General features: G+C 61.5%; 22 protein-coding genes and 2 tRNA genes. 10 read left to right on the top strand and 14 right to left on the bottom strand.

The window, feature by feature from the left end; all coding sequences use genetic code 11:
• Positions 1-10: 10 nt before the first annotated feature.
• From KZO25_RS09205 to KZO25_RS09175, 7 genes are all read right to left on the bottom strand, one after another.
• Entirely contained in the window at positions 11-1,255 is a 1,245-nt protein-coding gene (locus KZO25_RS09205) for a uracil-xanthine permease family protein (protein WP_066448470.1), read from the bottom strand.
• 287 nt (positions 1,256-1,542) lie between these two features.
• Positions 1,543-2,172, bottom strand: coding sequence for a uracil phosphoribosyltransferase (upp, locus tag KZO25_RS09200; protein WP_066448473.1), 630 nt, complete (start codon positions 2,170-2,172; stop codon positions 1,543-1,545).
• A gap of 63 nt (positions 2,173-2,235) precedes the next feature.
• Entirely contained in the window at positions 2,236-2,931 is a 696-nt protein-coding gene (ung, locus tag KZO25_RS09195) for a uracil-DNA glycosylase (protein ID WP_223136721.1), read from the bottom strand.
• A gap of 3 nt (positions 2,932-2,934) precedes the next feature.
• On the bottom strand, positions 2,935-3,411 hold the full coding sequence (gene gpt / locus KZO25_RS09190) for a xanthine phosphoribosyltransferase (RefSeq protein WP_066448477.1): 477 nt from the start codon (positions 3,409-3,411) through the stop codon (positions 2,935-2,937).
• Between the two features lie 7 nt (positions 3,412-3,418).
• Positions 3,419-3,964 (bottom strand): adenine phosphoribosyltransferase, encoded by a 546-nt coding sequence (locus KZO25_RS09185; protein WP_066448480.1) that lies wholly within the window; start codon positions 3,962-3,964, stop codon positions 3,419-3,421.
• Positions 3,965-3,988: 24 nt separating this feature from the next.
• On the bottom strand, positions 3,989-5,293 hold the full coding sequence (locus KZO25_RS09180; RefSeq protein ID WP_066448483.1) for an NCS2 family permease: 1,305 nt from the start codon (positions 5,291-5,293) through the stop codon (positions 3,989-3,991).
• Positions 5,294-5,525: 232 nt separating this feature from the next.
• On the bottom strand, positions 5,526-6,155 hold the full coding sequence (locus tag KZO25_RS09175; protein WP_223136720.1) for a riboflavin synthase subunit alpha: 630 nt from the start codon (positions 6,153-6,155) through the stop codon (positions 5,526-5,528).
• A 425-nt stretch (positions 6,156-6,580) separates the two neighbouring features.
• Between KZO25_RS09175 and KZO25_RS09170 the strand changes: the two genes are divergently transcribed.
• The 4 genes from KZO25_RS09170 to KZO25_RS09155 all read left to right on the top strand — a co-directional run bounded on the left by KZO25_RS09170 (position 6,581) and on the right by KZO25_RS09155 (position 9,704).
• Positions 6,581-7,654, top strand: coding sequence for a methionine ABC transporter ATP-binding protein (locus tag KZO25_RS09170; RefSeq protein ID WP_223136719.1), 1,074 nt, complete (start codon positions 6,581-6,583; stop codon positions 7,652-7,654).
• Positions 7,635-8,288: a methionine ABC transporter permease gene (locus tag KZO25_RS09165; RefSeq protein ID WP_066448489.1), complete on the top strand. Its 654-nt coding sequence runs from the start codon at positions 7,635-7,637 to the stop codon at positions 8,286-8,288. Before KZO25_RS09170 ends, KZO25_RS09165 begins: the two co-directional genes overlap by 20 nt.
• A gap of 25 nt (positions 8,289-8,313) precedes the next feature.
• Complete coding sequence (locus tag KZO25_RS09160; RefSeq protein ID WP_223136718.1) at positions 8,314-9,129, top strand: MetQ/NlpA family ABC transporter substrate-binding protein; 816 nt, start codon at positions 8,314-8,316, stop codon at positions 9,127-9,129.
• Positions 9,130-9,245: 116 nt separating this feature from the next.
• A complete protein-coding gene (locus KZO25_RS09155) occupies positions 9,246-9,704 on the top strand; it encodes a GAF domain-containing protein (protein WP_223136717.1) in 459 nt (152 codons plus the stop codon).
• A gap of 382 nt (positions 9,705-10,086) precedes the next feature.
• Here KZO25_RS09155 and KZO25_RS09150 read toward each other — a convergent pair.
• From KZO25_RS09150 to glpK, 3 genes are all read right to left on the bottom strand, one after another.
• Positions 10,087-10,163 (bottom strand) — tRNA-Val (locus tag KZO25_RS09150).
• A gap of 24 nt (positions 10,164-10,187) precedes the next feature.
• Positions 10,188-10,264: transfer RNA gene (locus KZO25_RS09145), tRNA-Val, on the bottom strand.
• 72 nt (positions 10,265-10,336) lie between these two features.
• Positions 10,337-11,824 (bottom strand): glycerol kinase GlpK, encoded by a 1,488-nt coding sequence (glpK, locus tag KZO25_RS09140; protein ID WP_223136746.1) that lies wholly within the window; start codon positions 11,822-11,824, stop codon positions 10,337-10,339.
• Positions 11,825-11,972: 148 nt separating this feature from the next.
• Here glpK and KZO25_RS09135 point away from each other — a divergent pair, with 148 nt between their 5' ends.
• Together KZO25_RS09135 and glpD are read left to right on the top strand one after the other, a co-directional pair.
• Positions 11,973-12,731, top strand: coding sequence for a DeoR/GlpR family transcriptional regulator (locus KZO25_RS09135; protein WP_223136716.1), 759 nt, complete (start codon positions 11,973-11,975; stop codon positions 12,729-12,731).
• A gap of 175 nt (positions 12,732-12,906) precedes the next feature.
• Positions 12,907-14,409 carry a glycerol-3-phosphate dehydrogenase gene (glpD, locus tag KZO25_RS09130; RefSeq protein ID WP_223136715.1) on the top strand — a complete coding sequence of 501 codons (1,503 nt, stop codon included), beginning with the start codon at positions 12,907-12,909 and terminating at the stop codon, positions 14,407-14,409.
• A gap of 14 nt (positions 14,410-14,423) precedes the next feature.
• On the opposite strand, the gene KZO25_RS09125 is transcribed toward glpD, so the two are convergent.
• Positions 14,424-15,803: a class II fumarate hydratase gene (locus KZO25_RS09125; RefSeq protein ID WP_223136714.1), complete on the bottom strand. Its 1,380-nt coding sequence runs from the start codon at positions 15,801-15,803 to the stop codon at positions 14,424-14,426.
• 416 nt (positions 15,804-16,219) lie between these two features.
• Between KZO25_RS09125 and KZO25_RS09120 the strand changes: the two genes are divergently transcribed.
• On the top strand, positions 16,220-16,753 hold the full coding sequence (locus KZO25_RS09120; RefSeq protein WP_223136713.1) for a hypothetical protein: 534 nt from the start codon (positions 16,220-16,222) through the stop codon (positions 16,751-16,753).
• On the opposite strand, the gene KZO25_RS09115 is transcribed toward KZO25_RS09120, so the two are convergent.
• Positions 16,745-17,401: a helix-turn-helix domain-containing protein gene (locus KZO25_RS09115; protein ID WP_223136712.1), complete on the bottom strand. Its 657-nt coding sequence runs from the start codon at positions 17,399-17,401 to the stop codon at positions 16,745-16,747. The genes KZO25_RS09120 and KZO25_RS09115 overlap by 9 nt on opposite strands.
• Before the next feature lie 194 nt (positions 17,402-17,595).
• On the opposite strand from KZO25_RS09115, the gene KZO25_RS09110 reads away from it, so the two are divergent.
• The 3 genes from KZO25_RS09110 (at position 17,596) to KZO25_RS09100 (ending at position 19,954) form a co-directional block, all read left to right on the top strand.
• Positions 17,596-18,771, top strand: coding sequence for a GGDEF domain-containing protein (locus KZO25_RS09110; RefSeq protein WP_223136711.1), 1,176 nt, complete (start codon positions 17,596-17,598; stop codon positions 18,769-18,771).
• Positions 18,772-18,876: 105 nt separating this feature from the next.
• Positions 18,877-19,257, top strand: coding sequence for a phasin family protein (locus KZO25_RS09105; protein WP_410505381.1), 381 nt, complete (start codon positions 18,877-18,879; stop codon positions 19,255-19,257).
• A gap of 163 nt (positions 19,258-19,420) precedes the next feature.
• Entirely contained in the window at positions 19,421-19,954 is a 534-nt protein-coding gene (locus KZO25_RS09100) for a carboxypeptidase-like regulatory domain-containing protein (protein WP_223136710.1), read from the top strand.
• Positions 19,955-19,966: 12 nt separating this feature from the next.
• Here the strand turns inward: KZO25_RS09100 and hda are convergent, their stop codons facing one another.
• Positions 19,967-20,668: a DnaA regulatory inactivator Hda gene (hda, locus tag KZO25_RS09095; protein WP_223136709.1), complete on the bottom strand. Its 702-nt coding sequence runs from the start codon at positions 20,666-20,668 to the stop codon at positions 19,967-19,969.
• Entirely contained in the window at positions 20,665-21,741 is a 1,077-nt protein-coding gene (locus KZO25_RS09090; protein ID WP_066446669.1) for an AI-2E family transporter, read from the bottom strand. Before KZO25_RS09090 ends, hda begins: the two co-directional genes overlap by 4 nt.
• Positions 21,742-21,747: the final 6 nt, after the last annotated feature.

Raw genomic sequence — 21,747 nt, 5'->3', positions numbered from 1 at the left:
GCGCGTCACCTTACTCGTCCTCGTCGGCACCAGGCAGCACCCAGTTCAGCACAATGCCGACCAGGGCAGCGAGGCTGACGCCCTGCAGGGTGAACTGCCCGCCGCCGAACTGCATGCCGCCGATGCCGAAGACCAGAATCAGCGATACCACCACCAGGTTGCGCGGCGCGGTCAGCGAGTGCCCGGCGCGCACCAGGGTATTCATGCCCACCACGGCAATGGAACCGAACAGCAGAGTCATGATTCCGCCCATCACCGGGCCGGGAATGGTCTGCAGCAAGGCCCCCAGCTTGGCGACGAAAGCCAGCAGAATGGCGATGAAGGCGGCGACCACCATGATCCTGGGATCGAAGGCCCGGGTCAGTGTCACCGCCCCGGTCACTTCGGAATAGGTGGTATTGGGCGGGCCGCCGAAGAGTGCCGCCGTGGATGTGGCCAGACCATCACCCAGCAGGGTGCGGTGCAGCCCCGGCTTCTCCAGGTAGTTCTTCTTCGTTACCGAACCGATGGCTACCATGTCGCCGATATGTTCGACGGCCGGCGCAATGGCCACTGGGATCATGAACAGGATCGCCGCCCAGTGGAAGCTGGGTGCGGTGAAGCTGGGAATCGCCAGCCAGGCGGCATCACCCACCGGTGAGAAGTCGACTACACCCATCAGCAGCGCCAGCACGTAGCCGCTGACGATACCACCCATGATAGGGATCAGCCGCAGCAAGCCGCGTCCGAACACCGCCAGCACCAGGGTCACCAGCAGGCTGGCCATGGATAGGAAGATGGCTGGGCCGTAGCCGATATTGTCACTGGTCTCGCCGGTGGCCATGCTCACCGCGACCGGAGCCAGGGCCAGGCCAATCACCATGATCACCGGCCCCACCACGACCGGCGGCAGCAGGCGATGCAGCCAGCCGGTACCCTTGAGCCGTACCGCCTGGGAGATAGCCACGTAAACGACACCTGCCGCCATCAGGCCACCCAGGGTTGCCGAGACGCCGAAGCTGGCGACAGAGCCCTGGATCGGCGCAATGAAGGCAAACGAAGACGCCAGGAAGACCGGAACCGTCATGCGGGTCACGCCATGGAAGATCAGCGTACCGACACCCGCGGTGAACAGCGCCACGCTGGGATCGAGGCCGGTCAACAGCGGCACCAGCACCAGTGCGCCGAAGGCCACGAAGAGCATCTGGGCCCCGGTCAACAGGGTCTTGGGCAGGGAGTCGACCGGCGTCTGCGCGGCTGCCGCTTGTTCGTTCATGGGGTGTATTCCTTCTTGTATATCGTTGCTATTGGTCGAAGGCGTCCTGCCAGAAAAACGCCCCCGGATGGCGATCTCAGGGGCGGCTTGTATCCAGGTTTTTGCCGAGTAACCTCGGCTAGCGCAGCCAGGTTAATGACAAAACCAGGCACTGTCTGAAAAGTTGGCGAGCGATGGTCAGACAAGGCAAAAATCAGCGAAAAGACGGAGTTTACGGGGTGTAAATGAGTACTTTGAGCTGTTTTTTAACGACGTATGACCGAGCGCAGCCAGTTTTCGGGCAGTGCCTAACGGGTGCCGAAGATCTTGTCCCCAGCATCACCAAGGCCGGGGACGATATAGCCATTCTCGTCGAGATGATCGTCGATGCCTGCGGTGTAGATCTCGATATCCGGGTAGGCATCCTGGACGCGCTTGATGCCCTCGGGTGCCGCCACCAGCACGATGACCTTCATGTGCTTGCAGCCACGATCCCGCAGCATGTCGAGGGTCGCCACCATGGTGCCGCCGGTAGCCAGCATCGGGTCGATGACCAATGCCATGCGCTCGTCGAGGTCGCCGGCGAACTTGGCGAAGTACGGCACCGGCTCGAGCGTCTCCTCGTCGCGGTAGAGTCCGACCACGCTGATGCGTGCGCTGGGTATCAGGTCGGTCACGCCGTCGAGCATGCCGAGCCCGGCACGCAGGATCGGCACGATGGTGACTTTCTTGCCCTTGAGCAGCTTCACCGGTATAGGCTTGCCGCTCCATCCATCGATCTCCTGGGTCTCGAGCTCGAGATCCTGGGTCGCCTCATAGGTGAGCAGCTTGGCCAGCTCACCGGCAAGCTCGCGAAAGCTCTTGGTGCTGATGCCCGCTTCGCGCATCAGTCCCAGCTTGTGCTGGACCAGCGGATGATTGATGGCATGAACGCTCATGGGCAGACCTCTCAGGCGACGGGTGGGCGGGCGGAGGCATTCTACCTGCATCCGCCGTTGAGGTTAAGGCGCGGATTCGGGCGAGTCGGGTAGCTGCCAGTGAATCGGTTCACGCCCGTTTTGATCGAGGAAGGCGTTGGCCCGGGAAAAGTGGTGGTTGCCGAAGAACCCCCGATGGGCCGAAAGCGGTGAAGGATGCGGCGACTCCAGCACCAGGTGACGCCCGGTATCGACCAGCGCCTTCTTCTGGCGGGCGTAACTCCCCCAAAGCAGGAAGACACTCGGCTCGGCATGGGCGCTGACCGTGGCGATGGCACGGTCGGTAAAGGTTTCCCAACCGCGGCCGCGGTGAGAGCCGGCACTGCCCTGCTCCACCGTCAGCGAGGTATTGAGCAGGAGCACTCCCTGCCTGGCCCAGGACTCGAGCGTGCCATGGGCAACGGACCGGAAGCCCACATCGTCGGCCAGCTCCTTGTAGATGTTCTTCAACGAAGGCGGCACCGGCACGCCGGGGCGGACCGAGAAGCAGAGCCCGTGCGCCTGGTCAGGGCCGTGATAGGGATCCTGGCCCAGGATCACCACCTTTACCCGGTCCAGCGGAGTCAGCTCGAAGGCGCGAAACCAGTTCGACGAATGCGGGTAGATGACTTTCCTGGCCGCTTTCTCGGCGGCCAGGAAATCACGCAGCGACTGCATGTAGCTCGCCTGGAACTCGTCACCGAGCCACCGGCACCAGCTGTCGGGTAGCGGGCAGCTCATGGCTTAGCGCTTGACCTGGTCAACGAGGGGTTCCACATAGGCGATGCCCATGTCCCAGGGAAACTGGATCCAGCAGTCCTGCGCCACTTCGGTCAGATATTGATCCACCAGCGGACGGCCTTCCGGCTTGGCGTAGACGGTGACGAAATGCGCCTTGGGAAGCATCTCGCGCACCTTGCGCGCCGTCTTGCCGGTATCGACCAGGTCGTCGACCAGCAGCCAGCCTTCTCCGTCATGATCGACACCCTTCAGCACGTCGAGGCCACCCTGGTTCATGTGGTCGTAGCTGCTGATGCAAACGGTATCGATCAGCCTGACATTGAGTTCGCGGGCAATCAGTGCCGCCGGAATGAGCCCACCCCGGGTGATGGCAACAATACCCTTGAAGTCACGCTCGACCAGCCGATGGCAGAGCTCGCGCACGTCGCGATGGAGCTGATCCCAGGAGACGGTGAAGTGCTGGTGATACCGGTTGGCCATGTCGTCCTCACTCGTCTTCATTGAAGGTGCAGACCGCAAAGACACCAAAGCCGGCGTCGCGAATCCTGCTCGACCCGCCGATCTCGGGCAGGTCGATGATGGTGGCAGTCTCGACCACCTGCCCGCCGGAACGGGTGATCAGCTTGGCGGCGGCCAGCATGGTGCCGCCGGTCGCGATCAGATCGTCCATGAGCAGGATCCGATCCCCCTGGCGGAATGCATCCGAGTGCAGTTCCACTTCGCTCTTGCCATATTCCAGGGTATAGGTCTCGCTGATGGTCTTGAAGGGCAGCTTGCCCTTCTTGCGAACCGGTACGAAGCTGCAGCCGAGCTCGTAGGCCAACGGCGCCCCGATGATGAAGCCCCGCGCGTCGATGGCGGCGATGGCATCGAGTTCCATGTCCTGGTAGCGATGCACGAAGCTGTCGATCAGCTTGCGAAAGGCCGAACTGTTCTGCAGCAGCGGGGTGATATCGCGGAAGTTGATCCCCGGCTGAGGCCAGTCGGGGACGGTGCGGATCACGGACTTGATATAGTCGCCGTAGATACTCATTGCAGCTCTCGGTGAGGAGGGAAATCAGTCAAGAAACAGGAATTTCAGCACAAACAGGATTGCCAGGATGACTACGGCGGGATTGAGATCCCGGAAGCGCCCCGACAGCGCCTTGATGGCGGCATAGCTGATGAAGCCCAAGGCAATCCCTTCGGCGATGGAAAACGTCAGCGGCATCGCCAAGGCGGCGATCAACACCGGCGCGGCATCGGTGGGATCTTCCCAGTTGGCATGTGCCAGGCTGCCGGCCATCAATACGGCCACGTAGAGCAGTGCCCCGGCCGTGGCGTAGGCCGGAATCGATCCCGCCAGCGGCGCGAAGAACAGGCTGATCAGGAACAGCACCGCCACGACCACGGCGGTAAGGCCGGTACGCCCGCCGGAAGCGATGCCTGCCGTGGATTCAATGTAGCTCGTGGTGGTCGAGGTGCCCAGCGCGGCACCGGCCATGGAGGCGCCACTGTCGGCCATCATGGCACGGTTCAGCCGAGGCAGCTTGCCGTCCTTGTCCAGCAGGCCACCGCGATGCGCCACGCCCACCAGGGTACCTGAGGTGTCGAAGAGATCGACGAACAGGAAGGCGAAGATCACGCTGAGCATGGCGATATCCAGCGCACCCATCAGGTCCATGGCCATGAAGGTCGGCGCAATGGAAGGCGGCATGGAGACCATCCCGCCGTACTCGTTATGGCCCAATACGATAGCCAGCACGGTGATGCCCAGGATACCGATCATCACGGCACCGGTGATCTTCAGGTACGCCATGGCGGTGATCACGAAGAACCCCAGCAGTGCATAGATGGCCGCCGGCTCGGAGAGATCGCCAAGAGCGACGTAGGTGGCCGGATTGGAGACCACGATGCCGGCGTTCTTCAATGCGATCATCGCCAGGAACAGGCCGATGCCCGCGGCAATACCCAGACGCAGCGAGAGCGGAATGGAGTTGATGATCCATTCACGGACCTTGAAGATACTGAGCAGGAAGAAGCAGAAGCCCGAGAAGAACACGGCGCCCAGTGCCGCCTCCCAGGTGTAGCCCATGCCCAGCACCACGCCGTAGGTGAAAAAGGCGTTGAGGCCCATGCCGGGCGCCTGGGCAATGGGGTAGTTGGCCCAAAGCCCCATGATAAGACAGCCGACGGCGGCCGCCAGGCAGGTCGCCACGAAGACGGCGCCATAGTCCATGCCCGCTTCGGAGAGAATACTGGGGTTGACGAAGATGATGTAGGCCATGGTCAGGAAGGTGGTAATCCCGGCGATGACCTCGGTCTTCACGCTGGTATTGTGCTCGGTCAGCTTGAAGTGGTTTTCGATCAGTTTATTCAGCATTGGAGGCATTCCTGCGCACTTGTTCTGGTTATGGTCCAGGGGGGGCGAGAAAAGCGGCACATGTTACCCAAAGGTGGCCTTCGATGCGAGACGATCCTCTCCAAAATGGGATGGCACGCCCCGCTCTTCTCTTCTTTCGCATTTCGCTTGTCTCTTTTTAAGCAAACCCCAGGCCATGTACCAGCATGCTCGCCAACGGAAACTTGACGAAACGGTCAATCCAACGCTGTCATCAAGCCCCGCGGGCGGCCAGCACGCGCTCCACGGTTTCAACGATCGCCTGCGTCTGGGGATCAACCTCGATATTGACTCGATCCCCGGGCACACGATCCACCAGAATGGTGCGTGCCAGCGTCTCAGGTATCAGATCGACGCAGAACCGTGGGCCATGATCGACGTTGGCAGCCCTCACCTCACCGATGGTCAGGCTGATGCCGTCGACACCGATGTAGCCCTTGGCGAAGAGGAAGCGGCCCAGCGCATGGGGAACCTCGAACCAGAGCCGGCGATTGTTCGGTGCCTCGTCCAGCTCCACCAGTTCGGCCATGGCCATGACGTGACCGGACATGGCATGCCCACCGATTTCATCTCCGAAGCGCGCCGCTCGCTCGATGTTGACCCGGTCCCCCACCCCGAGCGCGCCCAGGTTGGTCACTTTCAGTGTCTCGCGCATCAGGTCGAATCGGACCTGCTGGCCCTCGATGGCCGTCACGGTCAGGCAGACGCCGTTGTGAGAGACGGAGGCGCCGGGCTCCAGCCCCTGGCGCAGCTCATCGGAAAGAACCACGACATGGGTGCGGAAGGCCTCGGCCTCCTCGATCGCCACAATTTCCGCCGTGCCCTGGACGATACCTGTGAACATGGAATTTCCTCGTGCAGCTCCCGGGCGGGAGGTTGAAATAGGGGTTGAGACAGGGCTGGCAGTGTAGGAAGTCGCGGAGCGCACGTCTATCCGGCGTCTTTCCACCTACCGGATTCTGGCCAGAAAAAGGCAGGCAATTCCAACCCACCACAGCGAATCTTGCTGCTTTATGGCCAACTCCTGCACAAGATACACCACCCCGATTGACAGCTTACGTCTTTGGTCGTAACATTGGCCGCCACATTTAAAGGCGCCGATTTGTACCCGGATTGCGGGCGCCCATGCCGTCGAGTGCGTTGAGCATTCATCGACATGAAGTGCAGCTAAAAGGGTGTGTCCAGCGTTGATGGCCACCCGTCAGGGTGGCCTTTTTTTTGGTACCCACTGCCCGCCCCGCAACGACACGGCCCGTCAGTGGAAGCCAGATGATCACGTTACGCAACGTCTCCAAGACCTATCCTATCAAGGGCGGCCACAAGGATGGCGCTCGAGGCGACGTCAAGGTCGTCGAAGCCCTGAAGAACGCGAACCTCCATGTGCCCCAGGGCAGCATTCACGGTGTGATCGGCCTGTCCGGCGCCGGCAAGTCGACCCTGATTCGCTGTGTCAACCTGCTTGAGCGCCCCACCAGCGGCAGCGTGACGGTGGACGGCCAGGAGATGACGCGCCTCTCCTCCGCGGCCCTGAACCAGGCTCGACACCGCATCGGCATGATCTTTCAGCATTTCAACCTGCTGACCACGCGCAACGTGTACGACAACATCGCCCTGCCCCTCGAGCTGATGGGCATGAAGCGCGCCGCCATCCGCGAGCGCGTGATGCCGCTGCTCGAGCTCACCGGGCTGACGGACAAGATCAGCCAGTATCCCGCCCAGCTCTCCGGCGGTCAGAAGCAGCGTGTCGCCATCGCCAGGGCATTGGCCAGCGAGCCCCGGGTATTGCTGTGTGACGAAGCGACCTCCGCCCTCGACCCCCAGACCACGGGCTCGATCCTGGAGCTGCTGCGCGATATCAATCAGAAACTGGGCCTGACCATCCTGCTGATCACCCACGAGATGGAGGTGGTCAAGTCGATTTGCCATCGGGTCAGCCTGATTTCCGACGGCGAACTGGTCGAAGAAGCCGATGTCGGTGACTTCTTCACCGCCCCCGGCACGCAGCTGGGCCGCGAGTTTCTCAACGATTTCCTGCAGCTGGAGCCACCCAAGGGGCTGGTCGAACGCCTGGAAGCCGAGCCCGGCGAGCATACCCACCCGGTGGTGCGGCTGGCGTTCTCCGGCGATGCCGTCTCCACCCCGCTGATCTCTCGACTGGCACGGGATTGCGAGGTCGATGTCAGCATTCTCCAGGCCAAGGTGGAGTCAATCCAGGAGCGCACCCTGGGGCTGATGATCGCCGAGTTGCTGGGGCCGGCCGAAAAGACGCGCCAGGCCATCGACTATCTCGAATCCCATGATCTTCACGTGGAGGTGCTCGGCCATGTCCAGCGCGATGATTGACCTCATCATCAAGGCCACCCTGGATACGTTGTACATGGTGGGTGTCTCCGGCTTCCTTGCGGCGCTGTTCGGCGTACCGCTGGGGGTAATGCTGTATGTCACGCGGCCACGGCAGATACTCGCCCGCCCTGCCCTGAACCAGGCGCTGGGCATCGTCACCAACGTCGGCCGCTCCATCCCCTTCATCATCCTGATGGTGGCCATCATTCCCTTCACCCGCATGGTGGTCGGCACCTCCATCGGCACCAATGCCGCCATCGTGCCGTTGACCATCGCCGCCATTCCCTTCGTGGCCAGGCTGGTGGAGGGCGCGCTCAACGAAATACCGCCAGGCCTGGTCGAAGCCGCCCAGTCCATGGGCGCCACGCCGGGGCAGATCATCACCAAGGTGCTGCTGCCCGAGGCCCGCGGCGGCATCATCACCGGACTGACGATCACCATCGTTACCCTCGTGAGCTACTCGGCCATGGCCGGCGCCGTGGGCGGCGGCGGCCTGGGCGACCTGGGCATTCGGTACGGCTACAACCGCTTCAACCCCACCGTCATGCTAATCACCGTGGCGATCCTGGTGGTCATGGTCCAGGGCTTTCAAAGCCTGGGGGATTATCTGGTACGCAAGTCGGATCGCAAGTGACGCAACACCCAAGGAGAACGACCCAATGCAAACAACCCTGACCCGCCTGCTCGGCGCCGCCACACTGGCCAGCGCCACCCTGCTCGCCGGCTGCGGCGGAGACGACGCCGACACCGAGACACGCTCGATCAAGGTCGGCACCATGTCCGGCCCCGAATCCGAGGTGATGGAAGTGGCGGTCCAGATCGCCCGCGAGCGCTACGACCTCCAGGTGGAGATCATCGAGTTCACCGACTACGTATCGCCCAACGCGGCCCTGGCCGACGGCAGCCTGGATGCCAACGCCTTCCAGCACGAGCCCTACCTGCAGAGCATGGTGGATGATCGTGGCTATGACCTGACGGTTGCCGGCTACACCTTCGTCTATCCCATCGGCGCCTATTCGGAAAGACACACCGATATCGCAGACCTGCCGGAGCGTGCCCTCATCGCGCTGCCCAACGACCCCACCAACGGTGGCCGTGCGATGATCCTGATGCACAACGCCGGCCTTATCGAGCTGGATGACCCGGAAAACCTGGAGGCGACGCCGGTCAACGTGGTCGACAACCCGAACGACTTCCGTTTCCGCGAGATCGAAGCCGCCCAGCTCCCGCGGGTCCTGCCCGACGTGGACCTGGCCTTCATCAATAACACCTTCGCCCAGCCTGCCGGCCTGAGCCTGGATGATGCCCTGATCAAGGAAGGACCCGATTCGCCCTACGTCAACCTGATTGCCGTGCGCACCGGTGACGAGCAGCGCGAGGAGATCCAGCAGCTGGTCTCGGCCTACCAGAGCGACGAGGTTGCCGCCAAGGCACTGGAGCTGTTCGACGGCGGCGCGGTGCCCGGCTGGGAGTGACGAAAACACTCAGCGCCATGGATCGGTACCCCCCATGGGCTAATCTACTGCCAGTATCACCGGGGCCGGCCTTGAGCCGGCCTCCTTCATTCAAGACATGGCATTCAGGAGCGAAGATGACGCCCGATTACGCCCTACTCGCCCGACAACTAGAAGCCCTGCTCGACAGCCGTGACTGGCTAACCAACAGCGCCCAGACGAGCGCCTTCATCATGCAGGAAATACCGGAACTCAATTGGGTGGGCTTCTACCTGCAGCGCGAACCCGAGCTGCTTAGCCTCGGCCCCTTCCAGGGCAAACCCGCCTGCAATCCGATTCCGTTCACCAAGGGCGTATGCGGTGCTGCGGCCCGCACGCAACAGACCCAGCGCATCGACGACGTTCATGCGGTTGCCGACCATATCGCCTGCGACGCCGCCTCCCGCTCCGAACTGGTCGTACCCATCATGACCAGGGACCGTCTATGGGGCGTTCTTGATCTGGACAGCCCTCGACACGCACGCTTCGACACCACCGACCAGGCGGGCATCGAAGCCTTGGTTGCGGTGTTCATGGCGAGCACTGATCTGGATTGACCCCTGGGACAGCGTCGGCCGCTATCACTGTGCAGGAGTATCTTCGATCCGGTCCGACGCATCGGCGACTGAAGGCCGAAGGACTCCCGGCGGGGTTGCCAACATTCGCGGTCATCACCGGCGTTTCAGCCTCCGCCGGGCGCCTGACGGCGCCAGTCGCGACGCGGAGCGGCGCTCCAACAGCTGCTTTCTCCACCAACGGTGCCACGCCGCTGTAGGAGTAGCTTTAGCTCACGACTGGAGGCCGCAGGACTCCCGGCGGTGTTGCCGATCGTCCCGGATGTTGCGAGCGCGGCAGCCTCCGCCAGGCGCCTGCTGGGCCTTATGCGTGACCAGGAAAGCGAAACGCCCCGCAGCAGGGCTGCGAGGCGTTTCGGGAATCTGGTAGGACCAGGCGGATTTGAACCGCCGACCTCCACGATGTCAACGTGGCGCTCTAACCAACTGAGCTATGGTCCTGAAGGGGACATTGCCTCGGAATGCTGGTAGGACCAGGCGGATTTGAACCGCCGACCTCCACGATGTCAACGTGGCGCTCTAACCAACTGAGCTATGGTCCTTCATCCCGCGGGGCGAAAAAGCGCCTCGGCAACGGATGCATATCTTACCGATATCGCTGGATTTTGCAAGCTTCAGGGCGCGCTTTTTACTCGCTCCACCGCTGCCAGCCAGCCCTGATAGAGCCGCTCCCGCTCCGCCTCTGGCATCTGCGGCAGGAAACTCTGCTCACAGCGCCAGAGGTCGGCGATTTCGTCCAGGTCCCGATACCAGCCGAGATGCAGGCCTGCCATGTAGGCGGCACCTAGCGCCGTGGTCTCGAGCACTGTTGGCCGGTCGACCTGTACGTCCAGCGTGTCAGCCAGGAACTGAACCAGCCAGCTATTGCTGACCATCCCGCCATCGACACGAAGCTTGCCCGGGGTTGCCTCCATGTCGTCGCGCATGCAGGCCTGTAGATCTCGGGTCTGGTAGCAGACGGCCTGCAGGCCGGCGGCAACGATCTCGGCAATGCCGGTATCCCGAGTCAGGCCGAAGATTGCTCCGCGCGCTTTCGGATCCCAGTGCGGCGCTCCAAGGCCGGTAAAGGCCGGCACCAGATAGACGCTGTGACCATCCCGGGTCTCGCGAGCCAGCGCCTCGGTCTCGGCGGCATTGTCGAACAGCTTGAGACCGTCGCGCAGCCACTGAACGGCGGCCCCGGCCACGAAGATGCTGCCTTCCATGGCATAGGTCGTCTTGCCATCGATACGATAGGCCACGGTGGTCAGCAACCGATTCCGCGAGACGGCGGCCTTGTCTCCCGTATTGACGATCATGAAGCAGCCGGTGCCGTAGGTGCTCTTGCCCATGCCCGGCTGGAAGCAGGCCTGCCCGACCAGGGCGGCCTGCTGGTCGCCGATGACACCACCGATCGGCAGCGCCTCTCCCAGCAGGTCCGCCTCGGTATGACCGAAGTCGGCGCTACTGTCGCGGACCTCGGGCAACAGCGCCGCAGGAATATCAAACAACGCAAGGAGTTCGTCATCCCACTGCTGGGTATGGATATTGAACAGCATGGTTCGGGACGCATTGGTGGCATCGGTGGCATGCACCTGGCCGCCGGTAAGACGCCAGAGCAGGAAAGTATCCACGGTGCCGAAGGCCAGCTCGCCCTGCTCGGCACGCTTGCGAGCACCCTCGACGTTGTCCAGCAACCAGGAAAGCTTGGTCGCCGAAAAATAGGGATCGATCAACAGTCCGGTACGCGCCTGCACCAGCTCCGAATGGCCCTGGTCCCGTAGCCTCTGGCAAGCGTCTGCCGTGCGGCGGTCCTGCCAGACGATGGCGTTGTAGATCGGCTCACCGGTGTGCCGGTCCCATAGCAGGGTGGTTTCACGCTGGTTGGTGATGCCGATGCCAGCAATGCATGACAGTGGCGCATCGCTCTTCTTGACCACCTCTCTACACGTGGCCAGCACCGTATTCCAGATCGCCTCGGGGTCGTGCTCGATCCAGCCGTCGTGAGGAAATAGCTGGGGAAACTCTTGCTGAGCGACGTGAGCCACGTTGCCGGTGCGGTCGAAGAGGATGGCCCGGGAGCTGGTTGTCCCCTGGTCGATGGCAAGCAGGTAGTCGGCCATGATATGTCCTGTCATTGTATGTTCGTTTATGATCACCAAGGGTACTGCAGTGTGTTCGCATTGCTCTACGACTTTCGACGCAGCCCCCACCGCCTCTGCCGCTAACTCGCCGAATGGCTTACAATCTCGGGATCGCTAGGGAGCCGACATGAATCAACAACAACGCCAGGATGCCATCGTCGATCTGGTCCGCCGTCAGGGCTATGCCAGCATCGAACAGCTTACGGAACACTTCGCCGTCACCCCGCAGACGGTGCGACGCGACCTCAATGCCCTGGCAGAAGAAGGTATGATACGCCGCGTTCACGGTGGAGCTGGCCTGGAGTCGAGCACCGTCAATACCGCCTACAGCACCCGCAAGAACCTCAACCTCGAGGCCAAGCGACGGATTGCCAGCCTGGTGGCCAGCCACATCCCTGACCACTCTTCGCTCTTCATCAACATCGGTACCAGTAATGAAGTGGTGGCCGAAGCCCTGCTCGATCATCAGGGGTTGGAGGTGATCACCAACAATCTCAATGTCGCGGCCATCCTTCAGCACAAGGAAGACTTCAACGTCATCATAGCCGGGGGGCAGGTGCGCTCCCGCGACGGCGGCATCATCGGCGAAGCCACCATCGACTTCATCAACCAGTTCAAGGTCGATTACGGCATCATCGGTATCAGCGGTGTTGACGAGGATGGCTCACTGCTTGAATTCGACTACCAGGAAGCCCGGGTAGCGCAGGCCATCATTCGGAACTCACGCCAGGTCTATCTCACCGCCGACCATTCCAAGTTCCATCGCAATCCGGTGGTACGCCAGGGCAATATCGCCCAGCTCGACGCCCTGTTCACCGATCGCCAGCCTCCCGAAGCGATCGTACATTTGATGAAGGCCCACGACGTGGCCCTGCACCTCGCCTGATAGCACTGCGTTCGGCCAACCGCATGACTGCCCCACCCGCTTCTCTCCGGCGCCCCCTTGGAGCCGGCGTACTACACTTTTCCCCTTGATGTTCGCTTTCGATTCATCTATGTTCGTTTTCAAACACGACATGATGCCTGGCGGTGTGACGCCAGCTTGACGGAGCTTGTATTCCATGGCGGATACCCCACGCGACCTGCTCGACATGTACATCATCGGTGGCGGCATCAACGGCACGGGCATCGCCAACGATGCCGCCGGTCGCGGTCTTGCCGTCGGGCTCTGTGAGCAGGGCGACCTGGCAGGCGCCACTTCTTCAGCAAGCAGCAAGCTGATCCACGGCGGGCTTCGCTACCTGGAGCACCACGAGTTTCGCCTGGTAGGTGAAGCACTGCGTGAGCGGGAAACGCTGCTTAAGAAAGCGCCTCACATCATCTGGCCACTACGCTTCATTCTTCCCCATCGCTCGCACTTGCGCCCAGCCTGGATGATCCGCGCCGGCCTGTTCCTGTACGACCATCTGGGCAAGCGCGAACAGCTTCCCGGCTCGCGAGGCGTTCGCTTCGGCTCGGATTCGCCACTGAAACCCGAAATCATGCGCGGTTTCGAATATTCGGACTGCTGGGTGGATGATGCCCGGCTGGTAGTCCTCAATGCCATACAGGCCCGCGAAAGTGGAGCCGAGGTTCTCGTTCGCACACGTTGCACTGCGGCCTACGAGGAGCAGGGCCACTGGTGCATCGAGCTCGAGGACGTACGAACCGGCAAGAGCTTGCGGCGCTACGCTCGCACCCTGGTCAATGCCGCTGGCCCCTGGGTGGAAAGCGTGATTCGGGAACAGACCCATCGCAGGTCACGCTATGCCATCCGCATGATTCAGGGTAGCCACCTGATCGTGCCAAGACTCAACGCGGATGACCGCGCCTATATCCTTCAGAACAGCGATAGGCGCATCGTATTCGTACTGCCCTATGAAGATGACTTCAGTCTGGTGGGTACCACCGATCGCCACTACGAGGGCGACCCCGGCAAGGTGGCTATCGTCGAGGAGGAAGTGGATTACCTGCTCGGGGTGATTAATGGCAACTTCCGCCGCCAACTGACCCGAAGCGACATCATCCACTCCTTTTCCGGGGTGCGCCCCCTCTGCGACGACGAATCGGCCGACCCTTCGGCAATGACCCGTGACTATACGCTGGCTTTCGATGAGCAAGGCGCCCCGCTGCTGTCGGTTTTCGGCGGCAAGATCACCACGTATCGCAAGCTGGCCGAGTCGGCACTCGAGATGCTCGCGCCTCGTTTTCCTGACATGGGCCGCCCCTGGACTGCAACCGCCGCGCTGCCTGGCGGAGACATCGCGAATCAGGTGGACTTCATCCAACGTCTGCTCGATACCTACCCCTGGCTAGGTGACGAGCGTGCCAGGCGCTTCGCCCGTAGCTACGGCAGCCTCTGCCTGCGCTTCCTGCGCGGGGCCACTTCGGAAGCCGATCTTGGCGAAGCGTTCGGCGCCGGGCTGACAGCCGCTGAAGTCGACTACCTGATCGACCATGAGTGGGCAACGTGCATTGAGGATATCCTGTGGCGGCGCACCAAGCTGGGATTGCGCTTGACCCCTCGGCAGCAAAAAGCCTTGCTGCAGCATGTCGAGGCCCACTGCCAGGCGCTGGCGGCCTGAGCAACGATACCGCCCTACTCGGGGATCCCTCCACGGGTCAGGCTGTCGGGATTCAGCAATCGCTCCAGCTCCTCGCGACTCAGGTCAGTCTGCTCCTCAGCCACATCGATGATAGGTCGGCCCGCCTGGTAGGCTTGCTTGGCGATGGCCGCCGCGGCATCGTAGCCGAGGACACCGTTGAGCGCGGTAACCAGGATCGGGTTGCGCGCCAGCGGCGCGGCCAGGCTCTCCTCTCGAACCTTGAAGGTGGCAATGGCGCGGTCGGCCAGCAAGCGTGCTGTGTTGCTCATCAAGGTAATCGACGTCAGCAGATTGTAGGCCACGAGGGGCAGCATGACGTTCAACTGGAAGTTGCCACTCTGGCCAGCCACGGTCACCGCGGCGTCCAGGCCGATCACCTGTGCCGCTGCCTGAGCAGCCGACTCGGGGATAACCGGGTTGACCTTGCCCGGCATGATGGAGCTTCCGGGCTGCAGGGCTTCCAGCTCGATCTCACCCAGGCCGGCAAGCGGCCCCGAGTTCATCCAGCGCAGATCATTGGCAATCTTCATCACCACGCACGCCAGCCCCTTTAGCTGCCCGGAGAGCTCAACGGCACTATCCTGTGATGCGATGCTGGCGAAGAAACTGTCGTTGGGTTCCAGGGAGAGCCCCGTCTGCTCACTGAGTTCACGAGCAATGCGCTCGGCAAACTCGGGGTGTGCATTGATGCCGGTACCCACTGCCGTACCGCCCTGGGCGATCCGGCAGAGGCGCAGCATGGCGCTGTCGAGTCGTTCGATGGCCTGGCCCAACTGGCTCGACCAACCGCCCAGCTCCTGGCTCAGGCGCAGCGGCATGGCATCCATCAGGTGGGTACGCCCGGTCTTCACGACCCCATCGAGCTCCAAGGCCCTCTCATCGATGATCGCCCGCAGATGCACCAGCGCGGGTCGCAGTCGCGTCGTCACCTCCAGTGCAGCAGAGAGATGGATGGCCGTGGGGATGACGTCATTGCTCGACTGGCCCATGTTGACATGATCGTTGGAGCCAACCGTCAATTCATCACGACTTGCCAGATGGGCGATCACCTCGTTGACGTTCATGTTACTCGAGGTACCGGAGCCGGTCTGGAAGACATCCACCGGAAACTGGCTGTCGTGATTGCCTTCGATGATCGCTTCGGCTGCATCGATAATAGCCTCGGCTCGCTCGGCATCGAGCAGTTGCAGGTCTCGATTGACCCGGGCCGCCGCCAGCTTGATTCGCGCAATGGCGTAGATGAAGGCTAGTGGCATCTCTTGCCCGGAGACCGGAAAGTTATTGATCGCCCGCTGTGTCTGGGGGCCATACAGGGCGTCCTGCGGCACCTTCAGCTCACCCATGCTGTCACGTTCGATACGATGATCGCTCATCTACCCTCCTTGCCGTCGATACTGCACTCGCCCAGGGCTCTCACCAAAGGCGCTCATGAACGACTCTCATCATAGCCTTCTCTGTGCTGGCCGCTAGGGACACGACACCCTTGGCGCTACAAAAAGATGCTGCATGGAGCTGATCCAGCACACCATGAATCAAGTATCACGCAAACCGGAGCGGCTATTCAGGCATGACCATTACAATCAACAAACAATACTACCGGACGAGATCACCAAATAATTACATATCTAATAACCATGACTGAGCAACAACCGAATCATCTATCAAAATTCTACTTTTGACCCGTAAGTTGATAACTATCATGGAAGTGAAGGTTCAGTCTAACTAGGATAGCCAAAATCAATTTTACCCCAGCTAATGACTATCAGATAACGACAACGGAACAGGCTCCATGGATCAAATGACAGCACTCACCCTTCTACCGCAGGAACAGCTCAGCATAGCCCACACCCACGAAACGGCTGAGCTGAACCGTTATCGGCGGCTGGCGCTCAGCTTTCTTCCTAGCGCTCCCCATATCAGCCGTCTGATGGCCGCACTTGGCATGGAATGCGAGCAGCGCATCCAGATGCTGCAGGGCGTGGCCGAGCAGCTCGAACTCGACGCCTGCATCTCGTTGCCCCCGCCTCAGGAATCGCCATTCCTTGCCCGGACCAGCCGGCACCTCTTCGTAGTGGATGACGCCATGGGCCTTGATGTCCTGAGGGAGGCAGAAGAAGCCGCCGAAACCACATGCCGGCTTTTTGCCTGGCTGCTGGAGACCAATGCGACGCCCGAATTGCACCGCCCCTTGCTGGCTTTCGTTACCCAGAAGGACAACGAGTATCGGGTCATACAGGAGTGCCGTGAGCACAGAGGAACGATCCAGCTCCATGAGCACCATTCGCGACAGCCGACCCCGTTGCAGCCCAGCCTCTCACTGTGAGACGCGCTGCCTGTGGCGCCGGCCGTTGGCTTCCGCGAGTCGCTTCAGTTGCTCGAGGTCCAGAATACGAAACTCGCGGCCGCGCGCTAACATCACGTTCTGGCGCTGGTAGTTCACCAGCGTTCGCCCCACGGTTTCCGGGGTCAGGCCCAGGTAACTGGCAATATCGCTTCGCGTCATGGCCAGCCGGAAGTGGTGTGATGAATAGCCACGAAGCCGGAAACGCTCGGAAATGGCCAGGAAAAAGCAGGCCAACCGAGCTTCGGCGGTCCTGTGCAGAAGCAGGTGAAGCTTCAAGCGCTCATCATGTATATCGTGACTTTGGCAACGCTGAATAAGCCAGCGAGCCTCCCGGGAACGGTCACAGAGCGCATCAAGTTTTTCATAAGGAATTTCGCATACACCGCTGGTTTCCAAGGCGATGAGCGAGCCCGGAAAGACACCCTTGTCGATCGCGTCCAGTCCAACCATATCGCCAGGCAGGCAAAGCGCCGTGACGAGGGTTTCACCATTGTCGGTAACGTTGACCTGCTTGAGACTGCCCGTGTGAACGGCAAACAGGCTGCAAAGAGCTGCTCCCTGCCTAGCAAGGATCGCCCCCTTTTCCAGCGTCACGGCAGGCCGGGTGATTTCACCGAGCAGCGCCATCTTATGGCAGGACAGACAGCTGCAGCTCTTAGGGGTACGGATATATCGCTTGACTCCTCTCATCATCGCAGCCCCCCATCCTTAGGGTTTCTTCATTCAAGTGTAGAAAAGGGCTGGCGTGGCGAAAGGTGAAAACCGTCATACCTCCGTCTAACGAGCATTCAGAAAAACAAGCTTGAGGAATGAATAAAACCATGCAGCAGAGCATGACACACAAAACTAGCATTATTGCTGCATCGCGTTACCAGCAGGGAGCTCGTGCCAGGGCAAGAAGGCACGAAAGAAATGAAAGGCACCAGAATGGAGGGGGCACGACAATGCTATCGTCGAAATGGCTTACACCGGCTTGTCTATCCAGCCTCGGCAGCAATGCTGGCACAGTGGTGATGAGCCTTTGGGAGTTTTTCCCCGAACAGATGTTTCTCGCGCGAATCGAAGGTGGCGAAGCCTTTGTCATCGAGGCAGTCAATCCCGCACAGCAAGCCCAGTTGGGCAGCAAGCTGACTTGGGTAGGCAAACATTTGGCCCACCTGCTCCCTTCACCCTTCGGCGATGATGTGATAGCCCACTGCATACGTTGCATGGAAGACGCGATGCCGGTTCGCTATGAGGCAACCTGCTGCTTGCTGGACCAGGAAGGCAAACAACGCCAGGTCCGCCGACAGCTCCTCTTGGTCCCGATCGCCAATCCACTGGGTGTTTTGACGCACCTGCTCGGCATCATCCATGACTCACCCTCGAATACCTGCACACAGCACGATTCACAGGCGCTGGAAGGGGAACTGGAGCGCCGAGTCATGGAGCGCACGAGCGAGCTGATGGCCGCCAACCTCCGACTGACCTATCAGGCCACCCATGACTGCCTCACGGAAACCTACAATCGACGCCATCTCCTCGAGCTGGCCGACAATGAGTTCCGCAGGTCCGTGCGTTACGATCTATCGCTGTGCCTGATGATGCTCGACATCGACAATTTCAAGACAATCAATGACCAGCGGGGCCACCTGGCCGGGGACCAGGCATTGCGAACCGTGGCCCAGGCAACGCTGGCCATGGTCCGCGATTGCGATCTGGTGGGTCGGTACGGCGGCGACGAGTTCATTATCGTGTTGCCCGAGACGGATATCGTGGGCGCAAGAGCCATCGCCGAGCGCTTGAGCACAACCCTGATGGCTAACGGCAAGCTCTCCATCAGCATCGGGATTGCCTCGCGTGACCATGAGGATCAGTCCATGGACGAGCTTATCCACCGGGCCGACTCCCTGTTGCTGCTGGCGAAGCGAAACGGCCGTAACCGGGTCGAGTCCACCCCTTACTTCCCTACAACACCGCGGAGAGCAGCCGGCGCAGGAAGTGTGCCGTTACGCTAAATTGCAAAATCGATGTTGCAGCGCACAAAACGCTTTGTTATGGTGCATTGCAACAGAGCGGGATCTCCCGTTCGACGTCACACCAAGAACCCGGAGGTTCCTATCATGATGAACGCATTCAACTTCGATACGAAGCAGTTCGACACCAAGCAGTTCGAGTCAATGTTCTTCGCCCCGGCCCGCGCTTTTGCCGCGCTGAGCGTCGACTACACCGAAAAGCTGGTCAACGCCCAACTGGATGCCACCAAGGCCTATTCCGATACCAGCCTGGCCCAGGTGCGCAGCCTGATGAACGTCAAGGACGCAGAAGGTCTGCGTGCTTACATGGAAGGCCAGCAGCAGGTCGCCAAGGACCTGACCGAGCGCCTGAAGGGCGACGCCGAGAAGGTCGTCTCCCTGCAGCAGGACTTCGTGCAGAAGAGCCAGAAGCTGGCCGAGACCAACGTCAAGCAGGCCCAGGAAACTGCCACCAAGGCTAGCAAGTAAAGCCGGTGGCCGGCCCCTGAGGCCGGCATGACGACAAGGCCCGCCGATCGATGATCGGCGGGCCTTTTCTGTTATGGACCTATGATGGGAATACGAGACTGTCGCCGGACCGGTGACATCGTTTATTCTCGTATAGCACGGGCGAATCACAAGGAAGCAACACATGAAAGCGTGGATTCCGGTAGCTCTGCTCGGTCTCATCCTTGCCGGCTGCCAGATGATGGAACCCGGGCCACCGCCCGAGCGCATCGAGGTCATCGACATCGGCGACGAGCACCCGCCGGAAACCGAACCGGCTGACCCGGACAGGGTCGTCCGCCAGGTCGCCTTTCCCGAGCGGGAGTACGCCGGCCTTGAACGATCGGGCTCTGCCGCAATCAGTGGGCGCCTGGCGTTGAACGGCATGCCTGGTACGGGTGAAACCGTAGCCGTGGCACCGGTTACCACCTATTCTGCCGAGGCCGCCGAACACGCGCTGGCAGGCCGCGCGGTAGAGCCAGCCGATCCCCGCGCACAGGCCTTCACCCATACGACCCGCACCGACGGCAACGGGCAGTTCAGCCTGCAGGGGCTGCCTGCCGGTGAGTTCTATGTGATGGGAAGCGTAGTGAATCCCGCCAACGGACAGCGGCAGGCCATCATTCGGCAGGTATCGCTGCGCAATGGCCAGAGCATGGAGGTCAACCTGAGTCGCTAGCTCGCCCCAGGCCTACCAGCCCAGCGCCTGCTTGACGAACGGTATGGTCAGCTTGCGCTGGGCGGTGAGAGAGGCCTGGTCGAGCACCGCCAGCGCTTCGCACAGCTCACCCAAGCCACGCGGTCCGCGGTGCAGGATATAGCGGGCGACTTCGTCTGGCAGCTGCATGCCGCGAACCCGTGCACGCAGCTGCAATGCCTGCAAGCGCTCGGTATCGTCGAGGCCCTGTAGGTGGAAGGTAACGCCCCATGTCAGACGTGACGCCAGGTCCGGAAGCTTCACAGGCAGCTGCCGCGGCGACACCGCCGAGGCCATGAGCAGGTGCTTGCCGGCATCGCGTAGACGATTGAAGGCATGGAAGAGTCCCTCCTCCCAGCGCTTCCGACCCACGACTGCATCCAGGTCGTCGATGGCTATCAGGTCGAGTCGCTCGACCTCCTCCAGCATCAGCGGCGGAAAGTGTCCCAGCTCCTCCAGTGGCAGATAGAGCGCACGCAGGTCCCGGCTTGATGCCGCATGGCAGGCCGCCTGCAGAAGATGGGTACGGCCGGTGCCCGTCGCTCCCCATAGATAGACGAAGGGCTCACCGTTCTCGTCAAGCTGATGTGTCAGTGTCTCCAGCAGGGTGGCGTTGGCGCCCGGCAGAAAGCTGTCGAAGGTGGCATCGTCACGCAGACTCACTCCCAGCGGCAGCTGCGCCGGTGCTCGGCTCATGGAGAATCCTCGTCGTGTCTTTTGCGTAGGCCGGCATCGTACAAGCTGCTGCGCTTGTAGCGATCCTTCAATTCACGCAAGAGTACCATGATCACCGCCGCTGCCGGCAGCGCCAGCAGGACGCCGGTAAAACCGAATAGCGTTCCCCCTGCCAGCACGGCAAAGATCACGGCCACCGGGTGAAGGCCGATCTTGTCGCCCAGCAGCTTGGGTTGCAGCACGGTGCTTTCGATGACCTGTCCCAGCGAAAACACGCCCACGACGCCAACCAGCGCCAGCCAGCTACCGAACTGAAAGAAGGCCACGATCAGCGCCACGCTGATGCCGACGATGAAGCCCAGGAACGGCACGATACTGGCCAGCCCCGCCACCATGCCGATCAAGAGACCGAAACGCACCCCCATCAAGGTCAGCCCGATGGAGTAGATCGCCCCGAGGGTCAGCATGACCAGCAGCTGGCCACGCAGGAAGGCCGATAGCACATCGTCACAGCGGGAAACCAAACGCACCGCCTCCGGCTCCCATTGACGTGGTACCAGGTTACGCAGGTTCGCGAGCAACCGCCCCCAGTCCAGCAGCAGGTAGAAGGTCACCACGGGAATCAGGGCCACATAGGTCACCCAGGTGACGAAGGCCATGCCTGATCGTCCGATCTGACCGAGGAACTGGGCAAGATAGCCGCCGGCGTCCTGCCAGTGCTCGGCGAGGGTCTCCTGCACGTTTGCGAGATCCGACGCCACGTCGAGCCCCGTCCAGCCCCGGATCTGAGGCGCCAATACCGTTTCCACCCAGTCGAAGATGCCGGGCACCAGCTGGCCGAACTGTCTTATTTGCTGAACCGCCAGCGGAATCAGAACCAGCAGCGCCAGGCCCAGGATCAGCGACAGTAACAGGAAGACGACACAGACCGCCAGCGTGCGGGACAACCCAAAGCGCTGCAGCCGCGTGGCAAGCGGGTCGGCCAGGTACGCCAGGATCATGCCGGCGATGAACGGCATCAGCATCGCTTCCAACTGAAACAGCAGCCACAACATCGCGACTGCAGCTATCAGAACCCACCACTCTCTGCGCATCCCACA

This window comes from Halomonas sp. ANAO-440, assembly GCF_019915905.1.
Taxonomy (GTDB): domain Bacteria; phylum Pseudomonadota; class Gammaproteobacteria; order Pseudomonadales; family Halomonadaceae; genus Halomonas; species Halomonas chromatireducens.
Note: the sequence above shows the minus strand (reverse complement) of the source record. Positions and strands in the feature narration are given on the sequence as shown.